Here is a 21,447-nt window from a genome sequence, read left to right on the forward strand (position 1 = left end):
GATGCGCCCTAGCGTGGTGGGGGTGGAGACCTATGTGAGCAACCCCCTGCGGCAGTGCTCCGAGGACGAGCTCAGCCGCCGTACGAGCGCGAAGTGGCGTGTGCACCCCGCCGACGTGCTGCCGATGTGGATCGCGGAGATGGACGTGCCGCTGGCGCCTCCCGTCGCCGATGCCCTGCACGCCGCGGTCGACGCGGGAGACACCGGCTATGCGATGGGGGAGCCGTACAGGGAGGCACTGGACGGCTTCGCCGTGCGGCACTGGGGCTGGAGAGTGCCGCGGGAGCGGGCGGCGATCGTCCCCGATGTGATGGCCGGGGTCGTCGAGGTGCTCAAGCTGATCACTTCGCCGGGCGACGCCGTCGTCATCAACTCGCCCGTCTATCCGCCCTTCTACCAGTTCGTCTCGCACATGGACCGTCGCGTGGTGGAGGCGCCGCTGACCGCTGATGGCCGCCTGGATCCGGAAACCCTCGCCGCGGCGTTCCGTACGGGCGCGGACGGTGCGGGTGCGGCTGCGTATCTGCTGTGCAGTCCCCACAACCCGACCGGCACCGTCCACACCGCGGAGGAGCTGGCGGCGGCGACGGAGCTGGCGAACGCCAGCGGCGTACGCGTCGTCGCCGACGAGATCCACGCACCGCTCGTGCTGCCCGGCGCCCGGCACATCCCCTACCTGTCGGTGCCCGGGACGGAGCGGGCCTTCTCGCTCATCTCGGCGTCCAAGGCGTGGAACCTGGCAGGGCTGAAGGCGGCGATGGCCGTCGCCGGCGAGGAGTCCGCCGACGAACTGGCCCGGATGCCCGAAGAGGTCAGCCACGGCCCCAGCCATCTGGGCGTCATCGGGCACGTGGCGGCGCTGCGGCACGGCGACGCCTGGCTGGAGGCGCTGCTCGCAGGACTGGACGAGAACCGCAGGCTGCTCGCCGGGCTGCTCAAGGAGCACATGCCGGAGGTGGGCTACCGCTCCCACGAGGGGACGTTCCTCGCGTGGCTGGACTGCCGCGCGCTGGGCCTCGGCGACGACCCGGCGGCCGCGTTCCTGGAACGGGGCCGTGTGGCGCTCATCCCCGGACCGGCGTTCGGCACCGGCGGCGCCGGATACGCGCGGCTCAACATTGCGACGTCGCCGGAGACCCTGGAGGAAGCGGTTCGGCGGATGGCGTCCGCCGTCTGACGATCTGCCGTGTCCGGCGCCGCCGGACGGACCAGGCAGACGAAAGCTCCCCGTACGGCGATCCGTACGGGGAGCTTCGTCACCCCCCGTCAGCCCGGCAGGCTCAGCAACGCTTCGACGAGGCGCCGTTGTTGGGCAGCGGGTCGCCCGCCTTGCGGACGGAACCCACGGCGGCGGTGCACTCGGAGACCGTGTCCGTGCCGTAGGACCAGAACTCCTGGCCCGTGGTGTTCAGCCAGGACCTGCCGCCGAGCACCTCGTCCTGGGAGTAGCTGTAGACCGCCGCGGTGACGTCGTAGTCGCCGGCGGTCTCACGGAAGCTCTCCCAGACCCACACGTAGCTGTAGTTCTCCGCGCAGTCCGGCGAGTAGAACTGCTTGACCGAGGCGATGGTGACGCCGCCGCGCTTGACGTACCCGGTGGTGCCGATCTGGTACGCGTCGTCACAGACGTCGGCGGCCTCGGCCGCCCTGCTGTTCGGGTTGCCCTTGGCGGAGGGCGCGGTGGACTTGGCCGCGCTGCGCTCGGACGGCTTGGGTGCGGGCCCGCTGCCTGCGTAGGCGGCTCCCGCCGGGACCGCAAGCATCGCGCAGGTCAGCGCGGCGATCGCGGTCTTGGCGTAACGAATACGCATTACTCCCCCTCTTGTGTTGCAAACCATGACTCATCAGGACACAGGATCCTTGTGGGCTATTGCCCTGAAGAATCCGACATCCAGAAAGACACCCGGAGTGGCCGAGGGGTTGTACGGGACTTTCAGCCGGCCCACTCGGCGCCCCTGTCGTGACGCTCAACGGCCCGTTCCCGCCGTGCTGATGGGTTGCTCCACGACGGGACGCGGCTCAAGTTCGCTGACAGGCGGGGGAGTTGCGCTCGGTACGAGGTTGCCGACCGGTGGAAGGGAGGGCGGCGAGGGGGTTCGGGGCGCTCCGCCTGCCGGAGGGTGAGCCGCCGGGCCGGTGCGTTGCCCGGCCGGTGCCGCCGGGAGGGCGGCGCTCCGTGTGCACCAGAGCGCCGCCCCGCCCGGCCTGCGTCACGCCGCCGGCCGCAGATCCGCGAGGACGCGGTCGCGCATCTCCTTCGGTGCCACCCCGAGCTGCTGGAACAGCCCCTGCGAGATCTTGTCGTCCCCGCGCAGCAGCGCCAGCACGAGGTGTTCCACGCCGATGCGGCGGTCCCTGCGCGCGATCGCTTCCCGCAACGACAGTTCGAGTGCCTTCTTCGCCCGGCCGGTGAAGCGGATGTGCCCCGAAGGCCCGGGGACGGCTGCCGGTACGCCCAAGCTGCCCGCGCTCTCGGGGCGAACACGCTTGAGGAAGCGGCGCCTTCGGGGCGCGCCCGCCTCGGGGTCGCGCGCCGGGGTGTCCAACGCTCCGTCCCCGAAGGCGTTTTCGGCCCGTCGGCGGATCTCGTCCAGGTCGATGCCGAGCGCCTTGAGTGCTTCCGCGTCCTGTGGCCCCAGCGCGTCACTCCCGGCGCCTCCGACGACGCCGGAGACCGCGGTGCGGCAGCTCTCCGCGCTGACGCCGAGCCGGACGAGCGTGGCGGCTCCCGGCTGTTCGGGCAGGCGCAGGGCGGCGAGGAGAAGGTGCTCCGTGCCGATCCAGTCGTGGCCGAGACTCCGCGCCTCCTCCTGAGCTCCCACGACGACCTCCCGTGCCTGCCGGCTGAAACGTTCGAACATCGCCGCCTACCTCCTCGCGTGCTTCTTGTGTACGGCCTGCCGGCTCACGCCGAGCGCGGCCCCGATCTCGTCCCAGGACCAGCCCTGGGCGCGGGCGTTGTCGACCTGGAGTGCCTCCAGGCGTTCGGTCAGCCGCCTCAGTGCCGCGACCGCCCGCAGTCCTACGCGGGGATCGCTGTTCAGGGCGGCCTCGGCTGTGTCCACTGCTTCACGTGCGTCCGATGCGGCCATGTTGTCAACCTAGGATGACAAGCCTCGTTCTGTCAATCAATATTGACAATCTGATGGGACGGGCGCTGATTCACGGGACGGTGTGCGGTCCGGTGGCTCTAGCATGGAGTGAAGGCAGTCGGATGTATTGAAACAATCGCCGGACGAGGAGCAGTTGTGCCGAAGCAGGTGGATCACGACGCGCGCAGGACGGCGATCGCCCAGGCGCTGTGGAGGGTCGCGCGCGTGCGTGGGCTGGAGCGGGTGAGCCTGCGCGAGGTGGCCACCGAGGCGGAGATGTCGCTGGGGCAGCTGCAGCACTACTTCGCCAACAGGCAGGACCTGATGAAGTTCGCCATGGAGTTCATGAGCCGCAAGAACGTGGAGCGCGTCACCGAGCGGCTCATCACGGTGGGCGGCACGGAACACACGGCCAGGCTCCGCGCGATCGTCATGGAGATGCTGCCGATCGACGAAGACGCCCGCGTGGGAAGCCTGTTGAACATCGACTTCCTGCTGGAGGCCGCTCGCAACGACGATCTGCGTGATCACGTGAAGCAGCGGACGGCCGCCCTCCGGGGGCTGCTGGAGGGGCAGATCGCGCTGGCCGTCCAGGCCGGTGACATCTCTGCCGATCGCGACGCCCGCACCGAGGCGGCGCTGCTCATCGGCCTCGCCGACGGGCTGCGCACCCACTTCCATCTCGGTACGCACACCGCCGACGAGGTGGTGTCGCTGATGGAGCAGCACCTGGCGCGGCTGTTCGGCGGCCCCGGCGAAGAGAAGCGGCGTTGATTCAAGTCAACTGTCTTGCTACGTTGTTTCCATACAAGCGACCTGAAAAGAGGCCGCGATGACGGAGCAACGGCACCTCCCGCTGTGTCCCGCCCATGCGCCCGGCGACCGCACCGTGTCGCGCGCCGGGTGCGGCGGACACGCGTCAAGCGACGCCGGAGGCCGCCACCGCTCACGGTGCGGCGACACCGAGACCGGAGGTACGACATGTCCAGCCACCCCACTGTCCAGAGCCCCGCACACCCGGCCGGCACCGCCTCGGCAGACGGCAGCCGCAACGACGCGGGCGGCGGCACCGCCCCCGGCTCCGCTGCCGCCGAGCCGGAGGGCACCGCACCCGTCGCCACCGTCCGGCCCCTGGCGGTGATCGCTTCCATCGCCCCGGACATCGGTCTGCCCCTGGCCGGCTATTACGGCCTCCACATGCTCGGAGCCGGCGACCAGGGCGCGCTGCTGACCGCCACCGGACTCGCAGGGTCGCGCGTCGCGTGGAGCGCGGTCCGCGACCGCACCCTGAACCTGTTCGCCACGGTCATACTCGTCGCCTTCGGTGTCGGGACCGTCCTCACCCTCGTCAGCGGAGACACGGAATTCCTCCTGCTGAAGAACTCGTTCACCACCGGCGCGATCGGCCTGGTCTTCCTGGCCACGGTCCTGTGGGGCCGTCCGCTCACGCTGGCGGCCGCGGAGAGCTTCAACCCCGCCCGTGGCGCCGAGTTCCGCGAGCAGTACCGCACCGACCCGCGAGTGCGCCGCGGGCACCGCCTCTCCTCCGCCGTCTGGGGTGCCGGACTGCTGCTGGAGGCCCTGGTCCGGGTGCCGCTGGTGCACCTGCTCCCGGTCAGCGTGATGGTCGGTCTCAGCGAAGCCCTCATGATCGCCACCTTGGCCGGCCTCACGACGTGGAATGTCTGCTACGTACGGCTGGCCCGCCGTCGCCGCTCAAGGGCTCTCACGGCGGAGCGGGCCGCCACCGCGGGCTGAACGCTCCGGCTCCGGCCCGCCTACGTCGGGCGCCTCGTATCCGGCGCCGGAGACCACGCCGGTGAACCCTGCGGCGCCACCGGGCAGTTGGGAGAGTCGCCGCGCGAATCGCACAGCGCCGATCACGGTTCCGGCACCGTCCGGCACCAGGAGCGCGGTGCAGGAGCAAACGGCGGGACCGGCCCGGCAAATCCGGCGGCCGGCTCGGCGAGCGCCCGTCGCGACCCATGGGCCGGGAGAGGGGCCGGAGAGCGCACCGCGAGCAACTGTCCGCCGGGAAAGCCCTGTTGGCCTCATCCACCGGCGCGGACGCTGTGCGCGGGCGTCGCCTCAGGACGGAGGCCCGGCCGACCGCGGCCGTCGGTGAACCGCGCGTCGAGGACGGATGCGGGACCGTCCAGGCCGTCACCCCTGGTCGGGCAGGAGCGCCGGAGTCGGCAGGCCGACGGCCCGGCAGGCAGACGTCCCGTCGGATGACATGGCTTCAGGGGCCGCAGGAATTGCGCCCGGCGCCCGCTTCCGGGCGCCTCCTCGGGCATGTTGAGTGGGGCGGGTGGGACTCGAACCCACGGCCGACGGATTATGAGTCCGCTGCTCTAACCGGCTGAGCTACCGCCCCGTTCGCCGGGTCACGCACATGTGTGCGCGCCGCGTCTGCCGCAGCATAGCTGCTCATACGATCTCCCGCCCCTGCCGGGTGGTGCCGTACGGGAGGGAGGACTACGGGCACCCGGTGATCGGTTCCCGCCCGCCCCAACGGACTTGCCCGGCAAAGAAAAAGAGCCCCGGGGAGGGCTCTTTCGGTTGCTCCCGCGACTGGACTCGAACCAGTAACCTGCCGGTTAACAGCCGGCTGCTCTGCCGATTGAGCTACACGGGAATGCGCTGCTCGGACGCGCCCACTTGGTCATGGGCCGCGTTCCTTGGCCGCGGGCATACATTAGCGCATGCCAGGGGGTACTCCGAAATCGGTATCGGTTCGGCCTCGCGTCCGCGGGTAACCGATGGAACCGAGAGATCCGAGAGAAGGGTGGAGCCATGCGCTACCGGCTCACGTTCGTTGCTGGACTGGCCGTCGGGTACGTGTTCGGTACGCGTGCCGGCCGCGAGCGCTACGAGCGGCTGCGGCTGACGGCACAGCGCCTGTCCGAGAATCCCGCCGTGCGCAACGCCACCGAGAGCGCGGCGCAGACCGGCCGTGAAGCCGCGTCCAAAGCGGCCGGGATCGTGACGGAGAAGGTCGGTCACCGGCTGCCGGAATCGGTCAGCGAGCGGGTCCGCTCGCTCCGCGACCACAGGACCCCCATGGACGACGACTGGGGCTCCGGCAGCAAGTAGCCCGTACGGAAGAGCGCCGCGGTGGGCGGGCGGAACACACTGTTCCGCCCGCCCACCGTCGTGTGCGGACGGCGCTGTGGATCCGGATCCCTCCCCGGCGCGCCGGAGCGAAGGTGACGTCGCTCAGGAGCCCGGAACCGGCCGGACCAGACCGGGATCGAGCAGCGGGGCCATCAGATCCCCGTTGTTCTCCAGCCGCAGGGGCAGTTGTTCGGCCAGGAAGACCAACTCTTCCGCGCTTCTCGCCGCGCTCAGCTCCTCCCAGGTCAGCGGGGTGGAGACGCTGGGCTGCTGCTTGGCGCGGAGCGTGTAGGGGGCGGCGGTGGTCTTGGCGGCGGCGTTCTGCGAGTGGTCGACGAAGACCTTGCGGGGGCGCAGCGCCCTCGCCATCTTGCTGAGCGCCAGATCGGGCATGGCCGCCTCGGCCTCCAGGGCGATCTTCTTCGCGTACGCGGAGACCGCCGAGGACGAGGTGACCTCGACCGGTGCCAGCAGATGCAGCCCCTTGCCGCCGGAGGTCTTCGGGAGCACAGTGATGTCGTCCGACGCGAGCCGTTCCCGCAGCCAGAGTGCGACGGTGCGGCACTCGAGGACGCCGGCTCCCGGGCCGGGGTCGAGGTCAAAGACGAGCCGGTCCGCCCGTGCCTCGTGTTCGACGCGCCACTGAGGGGTGTGCAGCTCCAGCCCGGCGAGATTCGCCGCCCACACGAGGGTGGCGAGATCGTGGATGAGTACCTGGTGCAGCGGGGTGCTGCTGACCTGGGTGATCTCGTGGACGGTCACCCAGTCAGGGGCGCCGGGCGGCACGTTCTTGGCGAAGAAGGCTGCGGAGTCCACACCGTCGGGATACCGCAGGAAGGAGACGGGGCGACCCCGCAGATGCGGGAGAAGCGCCTCCGCGACGGTCACGTAATAGTGCAGTGCCTCACCTTTGGTGAATCCGGTGGCCGGATAGAGCACCTTGTCGAGATTGCTGAGAGCGAGACGGCGGCCCTCGACCTCCGTGTACGGCATACCCTGAGAGTCCCATAGAAGGGACGAACCATGCGATCCATCTGGAAAGGGTCCATTTCCTTCGGGCTGGTCTCCATACCGATCAAGGTGGTTTCGGCCACCGAGAGCCACAGCGTCTCCTTCCACCAGGTGCACACGGCCGACGGCGGCCGCATCCGCTACCGCAAGGTGTGCGAGCTGGAGGAGCGGGAGGTGCCGCGGGAGGAGATAGGCAAGGGATTCGAGACCGGCGACGGCACGACCGTGCAACTGACGGACACCGACCTGGCGGCGCTGCCGCTGCCGACCGCCAAGACCGTGGAGATCCTGGGCTTCGTCCCCTCGGAGGACGTGGATCCGATCCAGCTCGACCGCTCGTACTACCTCGCAGGTGACGGCCGCTCCGCGACCAAGCCGTACGCGCTGCTGCGGGAGGCGCTGAAGCGCTCGGGCAAGGTGGCGGTCGGCAAGCTGGCCATGCGCGGGCGGGAGAGCCTCGGGCTGCTGCGCGTGTACGAGAACGTGATCGCGCTGCACACCATGCTCTGGCCTGAGGAGATCCGTTCCGTCAGCGGCGTCGCGCCCGAGGAGGACGTCACGATCCGTGACGCGGAGCTGGATCTCGCGGACACCCTGATGGAGACGCTGGGGGAGCTGGACTGGTCGGAGCTGCACGACGAGTACAGGGAAGCCGTGGAACAGCTCGTCACGGCCAAGATGGAGGGCGTCGACACCTCGGCGGCGGGCAAGGAAGCGGCAGCGGCCCCCGGCAAGGGGCAGGTCGTGGACCTCATGGCCGTGCTGGAGAGCAGTGTGCAGGCAGCCCGGCAGTCCAGGGGGGAGGGCGGCGAGGCGGCGGCACCTGACGCCACGGTGCACGAGCTGTCGAAGCAGCGGGGGACCAAGAAGTCCGCCGGTACGAAGAAGGCCCCCGCGAAGAGCGCGGCGAAGAAGACCTCGGGAGCGAAGAAGACCGCTGCCAAGAAGACGCCGGCCACGGCGAAGAAGGCGGCGTCGAAGACGGCGGCGAGGCCGGCCGCGAAGAAGACCGCCGCGGCGAAGAAGACCACGGCGGCGGCGAAGAAGGCCGCCGGGACGAAGAAGCCCGCCGCGAAGAGCACGGCGAAGACGGCCGCGAAGAAGCCCGCACGCGCGAGGAAGTCCGCCTAGGAGCCGCCGCTGCCGCCCGAGTGGCGAGAGTGTGGCGCAGGGCGGGCGAGCCCTCGGCATTGTGGGCACTGTCATGGCGTGACTAGTCTGTTCGCGATGCCGACCGTCTGTCGGTATTTCGAACCGGCGGTAAGCGCGAAGCGAGCAAGGGGAGGGCGGGGGCCATGGGACGTCTCGTGCCGGCCGTGACCAGGGCCCTGGACGTACTGGAGCTGTTCCTCGACTGCGAGGGGACCCTCTCCGCCCCCGAGATCACGCGCAAGCTGCAGCTGCCCCGTACGACGGTGCACGAGCTGGTGACCACGCTCACCGCGCGCAGCTACCTCGAACAGCCGCCGGACCAGCCCGGACGCTACCGCCTGGGCGTGCGCGGCTATCAGCTCGGCAGCCGCTACGCGGAGAAGCTCGACCTGGCCGCCGAGGGGCAGCGGGTGGCGCGCAGCGTCGCCGACACGTGCGACGAGACCGTGCACGTGGCCATCCTCGAGGGACGCGACGTCATCTACATCGCCAAGGTCGACAGCACTCACGCGGTGCGCATGGTCTCGGCCGCGGGCCGCCGGCTCCCCGCCCACTGCACGTCCGTGGGGAAGATGCTGCTCGCTTCGCTGCCCGACGAGGAGCTGGAGGCGACGCTGGCCGGCGGGGATCCGCTCGTCGCCATGACGCCCCGCTCCATCACGTCCCCGCAGGAGCTGCGGAAGGCGCTGGCGGAGATCCGCGAGCGGGGCGTCGCCGTGGAGCAGCAGGAGTCCAACCCGGACGTGAGCTGTGTGGCGGCGCCGGTACGGGACGCGGGAGGGAAGGTCGTCGCCGCGCTGAGCATCTCGGTGCCGACGGTCCGCTGGAGCGAGGAGCGGCGGGGCGAGCTGGAGAGCCTCGCGACCAAGGGCGCGGCGGAACTGTCGGGCCGCCTCGGGCATCGGTGACGGGCGTAGGGAGAAGACATCCGTACGGAAAACGGGACGGGCATACGAAGGCCGGCCGGAAGGCCGTACGGAAGAAGGGGTGAGCGGCATGCCTGAGAGGCCGGCGGTGGCGGTGGCGGTACGGACGCAGGCCTGGCTCGGTGAGGGGCCGACCTGGGACAGCGCACGGCAGCGCCTGGTGTGGGTGGACATACTCAACTCCCGTGTGCACACCTTCGATCCGTCCGACGGCGCCAGCACCGTCATGTCCACGGAACAGCATGTGGGGGCCGCGAAGCCGAGGGCGGGCGGCGGTCTCGTCGTCAACCTCCGTGACGGCATAGGCCTCTACGGCCCGGACGGTGCGTTCTCGTGGCTGCACCGCGAGGTGGTGCCCGGCCGGCGCGGCAACGACGCGGCCGTCGCCCCGGACGGTGCGCTGTGGGCGGGCACCATGACGTACGGCGAACAGGCCGGCGGCGGCGATCTCAAGCGCGTGACCGGGGACGGGGCGGCCGTGACGGTGCTGCCGGAGGTCACGGTGAGCAACGGCATCGGCTGGAGCCCCGACGGCTCGCTGATGTACTACAACGACACCCCCACGCGCCGCATCGACGTCTTCGACGTGCCCGCGGAACCCGGTGCTGCCGGGTCGGACGTCTCCGGGAGACGTGCCTTCGCGGAGATCGAGGAGGGCGCCGGCTATCCCGACGGGCTGACGGTCGACGCCGACGGCTGCGTCTGGGTGGCGCTCTGGGACGGCGGTGCCGTACGCCGCTACACGCCGGACGGCAGGCTGGACCTCACGGTCGAGGTGCCCGTCCCGCGCCCCACGGCGTGCGCCTTCGGCGGACCGGACCTGCGGGATCTGTATGTGACGACCGCCAGTGCCGGAGCGAATCCAGCGGCGAACCCGCTCGCGGGCTCGCTGCTGGTGCTGCCGGGGGCGGGGCAGGGGCTGCCTCAGCCGGCCTTCGAGGGCTGACCGCGGAGTGAGGCACGGGATCTCTCCGCCGCGTCACTCCTCCCCGGGCTTCCTGTCTCCGAGCATGCGCTGCAACAGGTCGCGCAGCACGGTGCGTTCGTCCGAGGTCAGTCCGGCCAGCGGCTCATTGGCGAAGTCGAGAGCGGCGCGGAGCTTGTCGGCCATGTCGATGCCTGCCTCGGTCGCCGCGGCGAGCTTCACGCGGCGGTCCGCCGGGTCCGGGCGGCGCACGGCGAGACCGCGTGACTCGAGACGGTCCACGATCCCGGTCACGTTCGACGGTTCGCACTTGAGCTGACGCGCCACCTTGCGCATCGGCGTCGGTTCGCGGGCGAGCAGGGCCAGGACGCGGGCCTGGGCGCCGGTCAGCGAGTGGCCGGCCGCGGCCAGCTCGTACTCCTCGTGGTAACGCGCTACGACGGTGCCGATCAGTTCGACGACCTCGCGTGTCACGGGGTCGGTGTCGAATCTGCGAGCTCCCGCGGAAGTGTGGGGGGTCATGGCGGCAGTCTAGCGCTTTACTTGACAACATGAAATATCAAGGTGCTATGTTGTTTCAGCCACTGAAACATATTCGTCGAGAGGCCCCCACATGAGCTCGCCCGAATCCCTCCCCACGACAGGCCGCGAATGGCACCTCGTCTCCCGGCCGCAGGGCTGGCCCGTGCCCGGTGACTTCGCGCTGCGTGAGGGCCCCGTCGCAGCGCCCGGCGAGGGAGAGATCCTGGTCCGGAACCTCCATCTCTCCGTCGACCCGTACATGCGCGGCCGGATGAACGACGTGAAGTCCTACGTCCCGCCCTTCAAGCTCGACGAAGCGATGACCGGCGGGGCGGTCGGCATCGTCATCGCCTCGAAGGCGGAGGGAATCGCACCCGGCGACCATGTGCTGCACGACCTGGGCTGGCGGGAGTACGCAACACTGCGGGCCAAGTACGCCACCAAGGTCTCGGCCGAACTCGCCCCGCTGACCACCTACTTGGGCGTGCTGGGCATGCCCGGTCTCACGGCGTACGCGGGACTGCTGGAGGTGGCGTCGATGAAGAAGGGCGACGCCGTCTTCGTCTCGGGCGCGGCCGGGGCGGTCGGCAGCCAGGTCGGCCAGATCGCGAAGCTCAAGGGCGCGTCCAAGGTGATCGGCAGCGCCGGGTCTGACGAGAAGGTCCGCGTGCTCACGGAGGAGTACGGGTTCGACGCCGCGTTCAACTACAAGTCCGGCCCCGTCGCCGCCCAGTTGAAGGAGGCGGCCCCCTCCGGGATCGATGTCTACTTCGACAACGTCGGCGGTGAGCACCTGGAAGCGGCCATCAGCTCGCTCAACGTGCACGGCCGCGCCGCGATCTGCGGCATGATCGCGCAGTACAACGCCACCGAGCCCCCTGCCGCGCCGCGCAACCTCGCCATGGTGATCGGCAAGCGGCTGCGTCTGCAGGGGCTGCTCGTGATGGACCACCAGGACCTGATGCCGCAGTTCTTCGAGGAGGTCTCGGGCTGGATCCGCTCCGGCGAGCTGAAGTACCGGGAGACCGTCGTCGAGGGCGTGGAGAACGCCGTGGACGCCTTCCTCGGCCTGCTCAAGGGAGAGAACACCGGCAAGATGATCGTCACTCTCGCCGACTGATCCACCGACCGACCTGCATACATGCGGAGTTGCCGGACCATCCGGCGCTCCGGTCGCACACACCTGGGCCGCCGCGCCGCCGTGGCGGTGGTTAGGCTCGGGAACGGCCGGGCGGTCCCGGGCGCGAGACCCCCGGCCACGCCACCGAAACAGGAGGATCCATGTCCATCCAGCCCATCGACGTCAAGTACACCGCCGTGGCCACGGCAGAGAACGGCCGCGACGGCCGCGTCGCCAGCGACGACGGCAAGCTCGACGTCGTGGTCAACCCGCCCAAGGAGCTGGGCGGCAGCGGTGAGGGCACCAATCCGGAGCAGCTGTTCGCCGCCGGCTACAGCGCATGCTTCCAGGGCGCCCTCGGCGTCGTGGCCCGCAAGGCGAAGGCAGACATATCCGGGTCGACGGTGACGGCCAAGGTCGGCTTCGGCAGCCTGCCCGAGGGCGGCTTCGGGCTCAAGGTCGCGCTCGAGGCGCGCATACCGAACGTCGACGAGGCCACCGCCAAGGAGCTGCTGGAGCAGGCGCACCAGGTGTGCCCGTACTCCAACGCCACCCGCGGCAACATCGAGGTCACGCTCGGCGTCGCCTGACGCAGGGCACTGCACTGCAGGACACAGCACCGCACAGCAACTGCGGTGCGGGTGACGCCCGTTCCGGCGTCACCCGCACCGCGTCCGAGGGCCGCACGGCACAGCCGTGCGGCCCTCGGCCTGCTCGTCGGCCGGCGGCTCGCCGGCAGGGCCGGGCCCCTAGGAGCCGACCCTGCGCTTGTTCCATACGTCGAACCCGACGGCCGCCAGCAGCACCAGCCCCTTGATGACCTGCTGGTAGTCGGTGCCGATGCCGACGAGCGACATGCCGTTGTTGAGGACGCCGAGCACCAGACCGCCGATCACCGCGCCCAGCACGGTACCCACGCCGCCGCTCATCGAGGCGCCGCCGATGAACGCCGCGGCGATGGCCTCCAGTTCGAAGTTGATGCCTGCCTGGGGCGTGCCCGCGTTGAGCCGCGCCGCGTACACACATCCCGCGAGGGCCGCCAGCACACCCATGTTCACGAACACGAGGAACGTGACGCGCTTGTCCTTCACGCCGGAGAGCTTGGCCGCCGCCTTGTTGCCGCCCAGCGCGTAGACGTGACGGCCGATGACGGCGTTGCGCATCACGAAGCCCAGCCCGATGAGCAGCACGCACATGATGAGCAGGACCACCGGCACACCGTGGTAGCTGGCCAGGGTCAGCGTGAAGGCCACGACGGCCGCCACGATCGCCGTGCACTTCAGCACCCACAGATTGAACGGCAGCACCTCGAGCTCGTACGCCAACTGCCGCCTCCTGTCGCGCCATTCCTGCACGAGCACGAAGGCGATGACCACGAGACCGATGACCAGCGTGGGGTTGTGGTACTGGATGTACGGGCCCATCTCGGGGATGAAGCCCTGGGCGATGTCCTGGAAGCCCTTCGGGAAGGGCGCGATCGACTGGCCCTCCAGCAGGATCTGCGTGCCCCCGCGGAAGAGCAGCATGCCCGCCAGGGTCACGATGAACGACGGGATGCCGATGTAGGCGATCCAGAAGCCCTGCCAGGCGCCGGCGGCGGCACCGATCAGCAGCGACAGCACCAGGGCGAGCGCCCAGGGCATGTCGTGCTTGACCATCATCACCGCGGCGGCCGCCCCGACGAAGGCGGCCAGCGAGCCGACGGACAGGTCGATGTGGCCGGCGATGATGACGATCATCATGCCCATGGCCAGGATGAGGATGTAGCTGTTCTGCTGGACGATGTTGGAGACGTTGTTCGGCAGCAGCAGCGAGCCGTCTGTCCATATCTGGAACAGCACGACGATCAGCGCGAGCGCGACGAGCATGCCGTACTGGCGCATGTTGTTGCGGACGGCGTCCATGAGCAGCGTCCCCGCGGACGCCCCGCCGGTGCCGGAACCAGAACCGGAGGGTGGCTGCGGACTTCCGTCCGAGTGGGCTTGCGTATCTGTCGGTGTCGTCATGGGTCGGCCCTCAGCTCTTCTCACTCGTGCCGTCGGCAGGGGTGGTGGTGCTCGTGGGTGTGCTGGTGTCGAGGGATTCGGTCATGTGCCGCATCAGGAGTTCCTGCGTCGCTTCCTCACGCGTGACCTCGCCGGTGAGCCGCCCCGCCGACATCGTGTAGATCCGGTCGCACATGCCCAGCAGTTCGGGCAGTTCGGAGGAGATGAAGACCACCGCCTTGCCGTCGGCGGCGAGCTTGTCGATGACCGTGTAGATCTCGTACTTGGCGCCGACGTCGATCCCGCGTGTCGGCTCGTCGAGGATGAGCACGTCGGGTTCGGCGTGGATCCACTTGCTCAGCACGACCTTCTGCTGGTTGCCGCCGCTGAGCCGCTGCACCTGCTCATGGACCGTGGGTGCCTTGATGTTCATCGACCGCCGGTAGCGCTCGGCGATCCGCCGCTCCTCGTGCTCGTCGACGACGCCCCGCCGCGTGAGTCCGCCGAGCGAGGCGAGCGAGATGTTCCGGTTGATGTCGTCGATGAGGTTGAGCCCGTAGGTCTTGCGGTCCTCCGTCACGTACGCGATGCCGTGCGAGATCGCCTCCGGCACGGTGCGGGTGAGGACTTCACGGCCCTCCACGGACACGGTGCCGCCCTCGTACACGCCGTAGGAGCGCCCGAAGATGTTCATCGCCAGCTCTGTACGCCCCGCGCCCATCAGCCCCGCGATGCCGAGGATCTCGCCGCGCCGCACCTCCAGCGAGACGTCGTCCACGACCTTGCGCTGATGGTCGATCGGATGCCGAACCGTCCAGCGGGACACGGCCATGGCGACCCGTCCCGCGTCCTCGCCCGTGTACGGGGTGCGGGGCGGGAAGCGCTGGTCCAGGTCGCGGCCGACCATGCCGCGGATGATGCGGTCCTCGGAGATCTCCGGCTCGTCGCCCGGGTGTTCGCGCACCGTGAGCGTCTCGATGGTGCGGCCGTCGCGCAGGATCGTGACGGAGTCGGCGATCTGGCGGATCTCGTTCAGCTTGTGGGAGATGACGATGCAGGCGATGCCCTGGCCGCGCAACTCCCCGATGAGCTCCAGGAGTTTGCGGCTGTCCTCGTCGTTGAGGGCGGCGGTCGGCTCGTCGAGGATGAGCAGCTTCACCTCCTTGGAGAGCGCCTTGGCGATCTCCACGAGCTGCTGCTTGCCGACGCCGATGTCGGCGATGCGCGTCTGCGGCTTGTCCGGCAGGCCGACCCGCTTGAGCAGTGCGTCGGCACGCCGCAGCGTCTCGCCCCAGCTGATGATGCCCCGCGTGGCGTGCTCGTTGCCGAGGAAGATATTCTCGGCGAGGGAGAGGAAGGGCACCAGGGCGAGTTCCTGGTGGATGATGACGATGCCGCGCTGCTCGCTCGCCCGGATGTCCTTGAACGCGCAGGTCTCGCCTCCGAAGAGGATCTCGCCCTCGTAACTCCCGTGCGGATGAACGCCGCTGAGCACCTTCACCAGCGTCGACTTGCCCGCGCCGTTCTCGCCGCAGACGGCGTGGATCTCACCGGCCCGCACTGTCAGATTGACGTCGGACAGCGCCTTGACCCCGGGGAAGGTCTTGGTGATCCCGCGCATCTCCAGGACGGTTCCGCCGGCCTCCGCCGGCGCCGACTGCTCTGCCGGGGCCGTCACTTGAGCTGTCCCGCCGTGTAGTAGCCGTCGTCGACGAGGCGCTGGGTGCTGTCCTTGTCGATGCTCACCGGCTTCAGCAGGTACGACGGCACGACCTTCTTGCCGTTGTCGTACGTCTTGGTGTCGTTGACCTCGGGCTTCTTGCCGGTCAGCACGGCGTCGCCCATCTGCACGGCCTGCTTGGCGAGTTTGCGGGTGTCCTTGTAGACCGTCTGCGTCTGCTGACCGCGGATGATCGACTTCACGGAGGCCAGCTCGGCGTCCTGGCCGGTCACCAGGGGATAGGGCTTGTCCTTGCCGCCGTAACCGGCGCTCTTGAGGGCGGAGAGGATGCCGATGGAGATGCCGTCGTAGGGGGAGAGGACGGCGTCGACCTCCTCCGAGCCGTAGTTCTTGGAGAGCAGGTCGTCCATCCGCTTCTGCGCGGTGCCGCCGTCCCAGCGCAGCGTCGTCGTCTGGTTCATCTTCGTCTGCTTGCTGCGGACGTGGAGCTGCCCCTTGTCGATGTACGGACGCAGCACCTTCATCGCGCCGTCCCAGAAGAACTTGGTGTTGTTGTCGTCCGGGGAACCCGCGAAGAGCTCGACGTTGAACTCCTCGTCCTTCTTCTCGTCCAGCTTCAGCTTGTCGACGATGTAGCCGCCCTGGAGCTCGCCGACGCGCTCGTTGTCGAAGGAGGCGTAGTAGTCGACGTTCGGGGTTCCGAGGATGAGCCGGTCGTAGGAGATCACCGGCACGCCGGCCTCCTTGGCCCGGCGCAGCACGTCCGTGAGCGCCGAACCGTCGATGGCGGCGATGACGAGCAGCCGGTGTCCCTTGGCGATCATGTTCTCGATCTGGGCGACCTGGTTCTCGACCTTGTCGTCGCCGAACTGCAGGTCCGCCTTGTAGCCGGCGGCCTTGAACTGCCGGGCCATGTTCTTGCCGTCGGCTATCCACCGTTCCGAGGACTTGGTCGGCATGGCCAGTCCGACCGTGCCCCCCTTGCCCTTGTCCGGCTTGTAGCGGCTGCCGCCCTTCGCCTCCTGGCCGCAGGCGGCCAGCGAGGCGGTGAGCAGCGCGGCGGCTGCGAGGGCGGCCACCGGTGCGGTTCGCCGACGCCGTCGTGGTGCTGGAGTCGCGGTGCGTGTGCGGGTGCCCATGTGTCAGTTCCTCTCGGGGAGGGGGAAACGCTGGAGCGTGCCGGGCAGTCGTGAGCCGAGCGGTGACATTCCGCCGTCGGCTCCGAGGCGTGCGAGCAGATCGAGGGCGAGCCTGCCGCGGCGTACGCGTTCGCGCGCGCCGTGGAGGGTCAGCTCGCGCAGGTGCGCGCCGTACGGGTAGATGCCCGGCGCCTTGCTGAGGCCGAACTTGAGGTAGATGGGTGCGCCGCGGCGGATCAGCTCGGCCGCCTCGTACATCCGGACATAGCCCCCGAGGTCGTCGGGTGCCTCCAGATAGAAGTCCATCGGGGCGGCGCTGACCCGGCGTATCTCGGTGATGTGCGCGAGCGTCAGATCGGACGGGATGTTGAGCGAGTCCGCACCGAGACGCTCGTGCACGCTGTACGCGGCCGGGTTCACCGGGCCGATGAGCGCCGAGACCTTGAGCGTGGTGTCGGCGGGAAGTTCACCGCGGGCACGCAGCTGATGGAGCGTCCACAGCACGCCCTCGTCGGCGACCAGCAGGCAGCGCACGCCCAGTTCGGTCGCCCGCAGGGCGTCCTCGACGCAGCCGGCCACCGCGTCGTGGCCGCGGGCGCGCAGGCCGCCGCCGCCGGAATCCGTGCGGGTGGACGCTCCGACGTCCCATGTGCCGCGCGGACCGGTGAACAGGCACAGCTCGATGTTCCGCTCGGCGCACGCGTCCACCATCTCGGTGATCTCCGCGTCGGTCAGCATCCATACGCCGCTGCCCTGGCTGATGCGGTGCACGGGCACGTCGAGGGAGGAAGCCTCCTCCAGCACTGCGGCCAGCGCCTCCGGCCCCTCGCAGGAGGGGACTTCGGTGCGCCAGGTGCCGCCGTCGGGGAAGGCGTGCGGTGAGGCGTCGGCCGGGTCGGGTTCGGGGGCGCCCATGCCCAGGATGTCCAGGGCGTCGGCGCCGGGACGGCGGGTTCCGGGGGGTCGGGTGGGCACGGTGCTCCTGACGGTCGGGGCCTTGGAAATGACGGTCGGGGACGGGGAGTTCGCATCCTTATGGGGTTGTGTGGTGGTGGCGCGGCGGGTGTACCGGCCCGGGGCGGTGAGCGTCAGGCGACGGTCAGGGCCTCAGCAGCACTTTTCCGACGGCCGGGTCGCCGCCGCCGACGAGGCCGATGGCCTCGCCGAAGGCGGTCAGGGGCAGTTCGTGCGTGATGAGCGGTGCCGGGTCGAGCAGCCCCGTGCCGAAGGCCCGTACGGCGTACGACCACGCCGCGGACGGCGCGCCGAAGACCGAGCGGACGGTCAGCTGGCTGACGGAGAGATGCACCGGATCGATGCCCCGCGCTCCCGGCTCGAACATGCCGGTCAGCACGACACGTCCGCCGCGCCGGGCAAGCTTGCAGGCGTCGTGGGCGGTGGTCGCCGCGCCGGCCGTCTCCACGACCAGGTCGAAGCCTTCGGTGCCGGTGCCGGTGCCGTCCGGGCCGTCGGCGGACCCCGGCGTACGGGCGTGCGTCGCGCCCATCGTCAGGGCCTGCTCCGCACGTTGCGCGCGGGGATCGACGGCCAGCAGCTCGGCGGGGGAGTGCGCCGCGAGCAACTGCACCGCGAGCAGCCCGAGTGTTCCCGTCCCGAGCACGGCCACCCGCTCACCCGCCCGGGGTTCGGCCGCCAGCACCGCCGCCGCGACGACCGCCGCGGGCTCCAGCAGGGCGGCGGCACGCAGATCGGCGTCGTCGGGCAGGAGATGCAGCAGCCGCGCGGGCAGCACGAGCGAGTCGGCGAAGGCGCCGGGTCGTGTGAAGCCCGTCTCCTCGTAGCCGCTCATGCACAGGCTGGTCGCTCCCTCCCGGCAGCGTTCGCAGCGCAGACAGGCGCGGAAACCCTCGGCGACGACCTTGCGCCCCAGCAGCTCCGTGGGAGTTCCCCCAGGGCCGAGGAGGACTGTGCCCTCGCCGACGGCCTCGACCGTCCCCGCCCACTCGTGGCCGGGCGTCACCGGGTAGCGGACGTAGCCTTCGGCGCGGGTGCCGTCGTACACCTCCCGGTCGCTGGCGCAGATCCCGGCGGCGTGCACGGCGACGCGCACCTCGCCAGGACCCGGCTGCGGCTGCGGTCCGGTGGCCAGCCGGTGCTCGCCCGGCCCGTCGATGACGACGGACCGTACGGACGGTGTGCCGCCTTCACGGGGGCGACCGCTCACACTCACTCGCCTCCTCCGGCAGCGGCCGGGTCCCGCTTCTCCCAGCCCTCGGCCCACAGGTCGAACCGGGCCTGCTGCTGCGGGAATTCGGCTGCCGCGTCGATGTCCAGCTCCACGCCCAGGCCGGGCGCGGTGGGAAGCTCGAAGTAGCCGTCGACGACCTGCGGCGCTCCCTTGACGACCTTCTTGATCTCCGCGTCGGCGAAGTCGTTGAAGTGTTCCAAAATCTTGAAGTTCGGTGTGCAGCCCGCGACTTGAAGGGACGCCGAGGTCAGTACGGGCCCGCCCACGTTGTGCGGCGCGACCAGCATGTAGTGCGTCTCGGCGGTGGCGGCGAGCTTGCGGGTCTCCAGGATCCCGCCGATGTGGCCGACGTCGGGCTGGATGATGTCGGCGGCCTGCGACTCGAAGAGCTCCCTGAACTCGATGCGGTCGTGGATGCGTTCGCCCGTCGCCACGGGCAGCTGGACCTTCTCCGCGACCTTGGCCAGCGCCTTGAGGTTCTCCGGCGGTACGGGCTCCTCCAGCCACGCCGGACGGAAGGGCGCCATCTCGTGGGCCAGCCGCACGGCCGTCGAGGGGCTGAACCGGCCGTGCATCTCCAGCATCAGCTCGGTCCCCGGTCCGATCGCATCCCTTACGGCCTCGATGAGTGAGACCGCATAATGGGTGGCATCGTTGTCAAGCTCGAAGTGCCCGGTGCCGAACGGGTCGATCTTCAGGGCCCGGTAGCCCCTGTCGACCACCGCCCGCGCGGCCTTGTGGTAGGCGTCCGGGGTGCGCTCGGTCGTGTACCAGCCGTTCGCGTACGCCTTCACCCGGTCCGTGACCCGGCCGCCCAGCAGCTGCCAGACCGGTACGCCCAGGGCCTTGCCCTTGATGTCCCAGCAGGCCATCTCGACGCAGGCGATGCCGGACATCACGATCTCCCCGGCCCGCCCGTAGTCGCCGTACTTCATCCGCCGCACCAGATCCTCGGCCGCGAACGGGTCCGAGCCGGCTATGTGGTTGGCCTCCGCCTCGCGCAGATAGCCGACGAGAGCGTCGGTGTGCCCGAGCATCCTTGTCTCGCCGATCCCCGTGAGCCCCTCGTCCGTATGGACCTGGACGTAGGTGAGGTTGCGCCAGGGGGTGCCGACGACGTGGGTGGTTGTTCCGGTGATGCGCACAGCGATCGGTCCTTCACGGTGCTGGACGTTCGAGATTTCGACTCATGTTCGAAATGCTGTCCGCGCGAATCTATTGATGCACCGTGAGCGGCGTCAATGGGTGGTTCAGAGGTTCTTGTGGAGAGAGCGGGAAGGCACTGCCGGGCGAGGCCCGCGCTACCGCGGACGCTCCTCGTGCCGTGCGGTGATGCCCCTGTAGGCGAGTTCGGCGAGCTTGCGCTGCCCGGCCTTGCTGGGGTGGAACCAGTCCCAGCGGCTCAGTTCGGCCTTGGTGAAGCGGTAGCGGAAGACCGCGCCCCCGTCGTAGCGGCAGCGAAGCATCTTCGCGCACTCCTCCTTCAGCGCGGAGTTGTACGACATCACCCGCTCGTGCACCTCCTGGCGCCGCTCCCGGGCGGCGGGAGTTGCCGACATCGGGTCGCGCAGCATCGACTGGCAGATGCCCAGGCTCCAGACCCGCTCGCCCCACGGATCGCCGCGCCCCTCGGACCACAGCCGCTTGAGGTTCGGCACGCTGGAGACGTACACGTGCGCCTTCGGGCGTGACTCGCGCAGAGTGTGCAGCGCCGCACGGAAGTCGGCGCGGAAGTCCTCCACCGGGGTCATCTGCCCGACCGTGGGCCGGCACGCGTCGTTCGCACCCGCCAGCACCGTCACCAGGTCGGGACGCTCCTGCGCTGCGCGCTCCATCTGCTGGGGAAGATCGGACATCAGGGAACCGCTGACGGCGAAGTTCCAGCTGCGCTTCTGCGGGCCGTTCTCGATGAGCCGTTCGGCGAGGCTCCGTACGGACGCGTCCGTACCGGTGACCCAGGATGCGCGGCTGCAGTCCGCAAGCAGGGAACAGGCGTCGAATCCCTGGGTGATGGAGTCGCCGACCGCTGCGATGGACTCCGGTCGCCGGTCCCAGGGAGGCGGGGGAGAGGGGCGCGTGGCGCCGGGAGGGCGCTCCCCGGTTGTGTCCCCACTTCCGATGCCCCACGTGCCGGCGAGGGCGAGACCTCCGGTGAGCAGGAGTGCCGCCGAGGCGAGCGCGACGGTCCGTCCACGACGTGTTATCCGCGCGCCGGTGCCCGGACCGCTGCCCGTGGCCCCGCGTCTCTCCGGCATCTTCCCCCTCGTTCCATGCTGTCCTTGCGACGGTACGTCACCACTCGTCCACGGGTGCGCGATAGCTTGGGCCCGTGCTCTTCTGCGAGTTTCGCATCGGGCCGACGGGCCGGAGAGCGTGTTCGGCGACAGCAAAATATTACACCGCGTCACCTCATGTCCCCTTCGGGGAGAATTGGCGCCAATGGTGTTTACTATTCGTAACCACGGCGCTGCTTGAGAAGTGCCCGGTGATGCAGGAGGTCAGGCGCCGGCCCGGCGCGTGACAGGCAGTAGTCGAGGCAGTCCGGCGAGGACGCCCTCGAACCGCACT

General features: G+C 69.8%; 21 protein-coding genes and 2 tRNA genes. 9 read left to right on the top strand and 14 right to left on the bottom strand.

Going from position 1 to position 21,447, the window contains the following annotated elements; translation table 11 throughout:
• Nucleotide 1: 1 nt before the first annotated feature.
• A complete protein-coding gene (locus tag G4Z16_RS24325; RefSeq protein ID WP_197352794.1) occupies nt 2-1,177 on the top strand; it encodes a MalY/PatB family protein in 1,176 nt (391 codons plus the stop codon).
• A gap of 103 nt (nt 1,178-1,280) precedes the next feature.
• Here G4Z16_RS24325 and G4Z16_RS24330 read toward each other — a convergent pair whose 3' ends face one another.
• From G4Z16_RS24330 to G4Z16_RS24340, 3 genes are all read right to left on the bottom strand, one after another.
• Nucleotides 1,281-1,811: a hypothetical protein gene (locus tag G4Z16_RS24330; protein ID WP_197352795.1), complete on the bottom strand. Its 531-nt coding sequence runs from the start codon at nt 1,809-1,811 to the stop codon at nt 1,281-1,283.
• A 399-nt stretch (nt 1,812-2,210) separates the two neighbouring features.
• Nucleotides 2,211-2,861, bottom strand: coding sequence for a Clp protease N-terminal domain-containing protein (locus tag G4Z16_RS24335; RefSeq protein WP_197352796.1), 651 nt, complete (start codon nt 2,859-2,861; stop codon nt 2,211-2,213).
• Nucleotides 2,862-2,867: 6 nt separating this feature from the next.
• Complete coding sequence (locus G4Z16_RS24340) at nt 2,868-3,092, bottom strand: hypothetical protein (RefSeq protein WP_197352797.1); 225 nt, start codon at nt 3,090-3,092, stop codon at nt 2,868-2,870.
• A gap of 156 nt (nt 3,093-3,248) precedes the next feature.
• Here G4Z16_RS24340 and G4Z16_RS24345 point away from each other — a divergent pair, with 156 nt between their 5' ends.
• Both G4Z16_RS24345 and G4Z16_RS24350 read left to right on the top strand, forming a co-directional pair.
• Nucleotides 3,249-3,866 carry a TetR/AcrR family transcriptional regulator gene (locus tag G4Z16_RS24345; protein ID WP_197352798.1) on the top strand — a complete coding sequence of 206 codons (618 nt, stop codon included), beginning with the start codon at nt 3,249-3,251 and terminating at the stop codon, nt 3,864-3,866.
• Nucleotides 3,867-4,073: 207 nt separating this feature from the next.
• Nucleotides 4,074-4,850 (top strand): VC0807 family protein, encoded by a 777-nt coding sequence (locus tag G4Z16_RS24350; protein WP_197352799.1) that lies wholly within the window; start codon nt 4,074-4,076, stop codon nt 4,848-4,850.
• 545 nt (nt 4,851-5,395) lie between these two features.
• Here G4Z16_RS24350 and G4Z16_RS24355 read toward each other — a convergent pair.
• Nucleotides 5,396-5,469: transfer RNA gene (locus G4Z16_RS24355), tRNA-Ile, on the bottom strand.
• Between the two features lie 188 nt (nt 5,470-5,657).
• Nucleotides 5,658-5,730, bottom strand: a tRNA-Asn gene (locus G4Z16_RS24360).
• Nucleotides 5,731-5,888: 158 nt separating this feature from the next.
• Here G4Z16_RS24360 and G4Z16_RS24365 point away from each other — a divergent pair.
• Nucleotides 5,889-6,188: a YtxH domain-containing protein gene (locus tag G4Z16_RS24365; RefSeq protein ID WP_197352800.1), complete on the top strand. Its 300-nt coding sequence runs from the start codon at nt 5,889-5,891 to the stop codon at nt 6,186-6,188.
• Between the two features lie 123 nt (nt 6,189-6,311).
• Here G4Z16_RS24365 and ligD read toward each other — a convergent pair whose 3' ends face one another.
• Nucleotides 6,312-7,202: a non-homologous end-joining DNA ligase gene (gene ligD / locus G4Z16_RS24370; RefSeq protein ID WP_197352801.1), complete on the bottom strand. Its 891-nt coding sequence runs from the start codon at nt 7,200-7,202 to the stop codon at nt 6,312-6,314.
• Nucleotides 7,203-7,232: 30 nt separating this feature from the next.
• On the opposite strand from ligD, the gene ku reads away from it, so the two are divergent.
• The 3 genes from ku (at nt 7,233) to G4Z16_RS24385 (ending at nt 10,244) form a co-directional block, all read left to right on the top strand.
• Complete coding sequence (gene ku / locus G4Z16_RS24375; RefSeq protein ID WP_197352802.1) at nt 7,233-8,351, top strand: non-homologous end joining protein Ku; 1,119 nt, start codon at nt 7,233-7,235, stop codon at nt 8,349-8,351.
• A gap of 164 nt (nt 8,352-8,515) precedes the next feature.
• The gene (locus G4Z16_RS24380; RefSeq protein WP_197352803.1) at nt 8,516-9,280 is read left to right on the top strand and encodes an IclR family transcriptional regulator; all 765 of its coding nucleotides are present in this window, start codon (nt 8,516-8,518) and stop codon (nt 9,278-9,280) included.
• Between the two features lie 88 nt (nt 9,281-9,368).
• Complete coding sequence (locus G4Z16_RS24385) at nt 9,369-10,244, top strand: SMP-30/gluconolactonase/LRE family protein (protein ID WP_197352804.1); 876 nt, start codon at nt 9,369-9,371, stop codon at nt 10,242-10,244.
• Between the two features lie 33 nt (nt 10,245-10,277).
• On the opposite strand, the gene G4Z16_RS24390 is transcribed toward G4Z16_RS24385, so the two are convergent.
• Nucleotides 10,278-10,745: a MarR family winged helix-turn-helix transcriptional regulator gene (locus tag G4Z16_RS24390; protein ID WP_197352805.1), complete on the bottom strand. Its 468-nt coding sequence runs from the start codon at nt 10,743-10,745 to the stop codon at nt 10,278-10,280.
• Nucleotides 10,746-10,836: 91 nt separating this feature from the next.
• Here G4Z16_RS24390 and G4Z16_RS24395 point away from each other — a divergent pair, with 91 nt between their 5' ends.
• Nucleotides 10,837-11,865 carry an NADP-dependent oxidoreductase gene (locus G4Z16_RS24395; protein ID WP_197352806.1) on the top strand — a complete coding sequence of 343 codons (1,029 nt, stop codon included), beginning with the start codon at nt 10,837-10,839 and terminating at the stop codon, nt 11,863-11,865.
• Between the two features lie 161 nt (nt 11,866-12,026).
• A complete protein-coding gene (locus tag G4Z16_RS24400; RefSeq protein WP_197352807.1) occupies nt 12,027-12,455 on the top strand; it encodes an organic hydroperoxide resistance protein in 429 nt (142 codons plus the stop codon).
• 159 nt (nt 12,456-12,614) lie between these two features.
• Here the strand turns inward: G4Z16_RS24400 and mmsB are convergent, their stop codons facing one another.
• The 7 genes from mmsB to G4Z16_RS24435 all read right to left on the bottom strand — a co-directional run bounded on the left by mmsB (nt 12,615) and on the right by G4Z16_RS24435 (nt 21,134).
• Nucleotides 12,615-13,871: a multiple monosaccharide ABC transporter permease gene (gene mmsB, locus G4Z16_RS24405; RefSeq protein ID WP_197352808.1), complete on the bottom strand. Its 1,257-nt coding sequence runs from the start codon at nt 13,869-13,871 to the stop codon at nt 12,615-12,617.
• A 10-nt stretch (nt 13,872-13,881) separates the two neighbouring features.
• On the bottom strand, nt 13,882-15,471 hold the full coding sequence (gene mmsA, locus G4Z16_RS24410; RefSeq protein WP_197354871.1) for a multiple monosaccharide ABC transporter ATP-binding protein: 1,590 nt from the start codon (nt 15,469-15,471) through the stop codon (nt 13,882-13,884).
• 53 nt (nt 15,472-15,524) lie between these two features.
• Nucleotides 15,525-16,670: a multiple monosaccharide ABC transporter substrate-binding protein gene (gene chvE, locus G4Z16_RS24415; RefSeq protein ID WP_197352809.1), complete on the bottom strand. Its 1,146-nt coding sequence runs from the start codon at nt 16,668-16,670 to the stop codon at nt 15,525-15,527.
• A gap of 3 nt (nt 16,671-16,673) precedes the next feature.
• Nucleotides 16,674-17,585 (bottom strand): hypothetical protein, encoded by a 912-nt coding sequence (locus G4Z16_RS24420; protein ID WP_246531358.1) that lies wholly within the window; start codon nt 17,583-17,585, stop codon nt 16,674-16,676.
• A 184-nt stretch (nt 17,586-17,769) separates the two neighbouring features.
• Nucleotides 17,770-18,855 (bottom strand): zinc-dependent alcohol dehydrogenase, encoded by a 1,086-nt coding sequence (locus G4Z16_RS24425; protein ID WP_197352811.1) that lies wholly within the window; start codon nt 18,853-18,855, stop codon nt 17,770-17,772.
• Nucleotides 18,856-18,857: 2 nt separating this feature from the next.
• Nucleotides 18,858-20,024 (bottom strand): mandelate racemase/muconate lactonizing enzyme family protein, encoded by a 1,167-nt coding sequence (locus G4Z16_RS24430; protein WP_197352812.1) that lies wholly within the window; start codon nt 20,022-20,024, stop codon nt 18,858-18,860.
• Nucleotides 20,025-20,180: 156 nt separating this feature from the next.
• The gene (locus G4Z16_RS24435) at nt 20,181-21,134 is read right to left on the bottom strand and encodes an SGNH/GDSL hydrolase family protein (protein WP_197352813.1); all 954 of its coding nucleotides are present in this window, start codon (nt 21,132-21,134) and stop codon (nt 20,181-20,183) included.
• Nucleotides 21,135-21,447: the final 313 nt, after the last annotated feature.

It is taken from the genome of Streptomyces bathyalis, assembly GCF_015910445.1.
Lineage (GTDB): Bacteria > Actinomycetota > Actinomycetes > Streptomycetales > Streptomycetaceae > Streptomyces > Streptomyces bathyalis.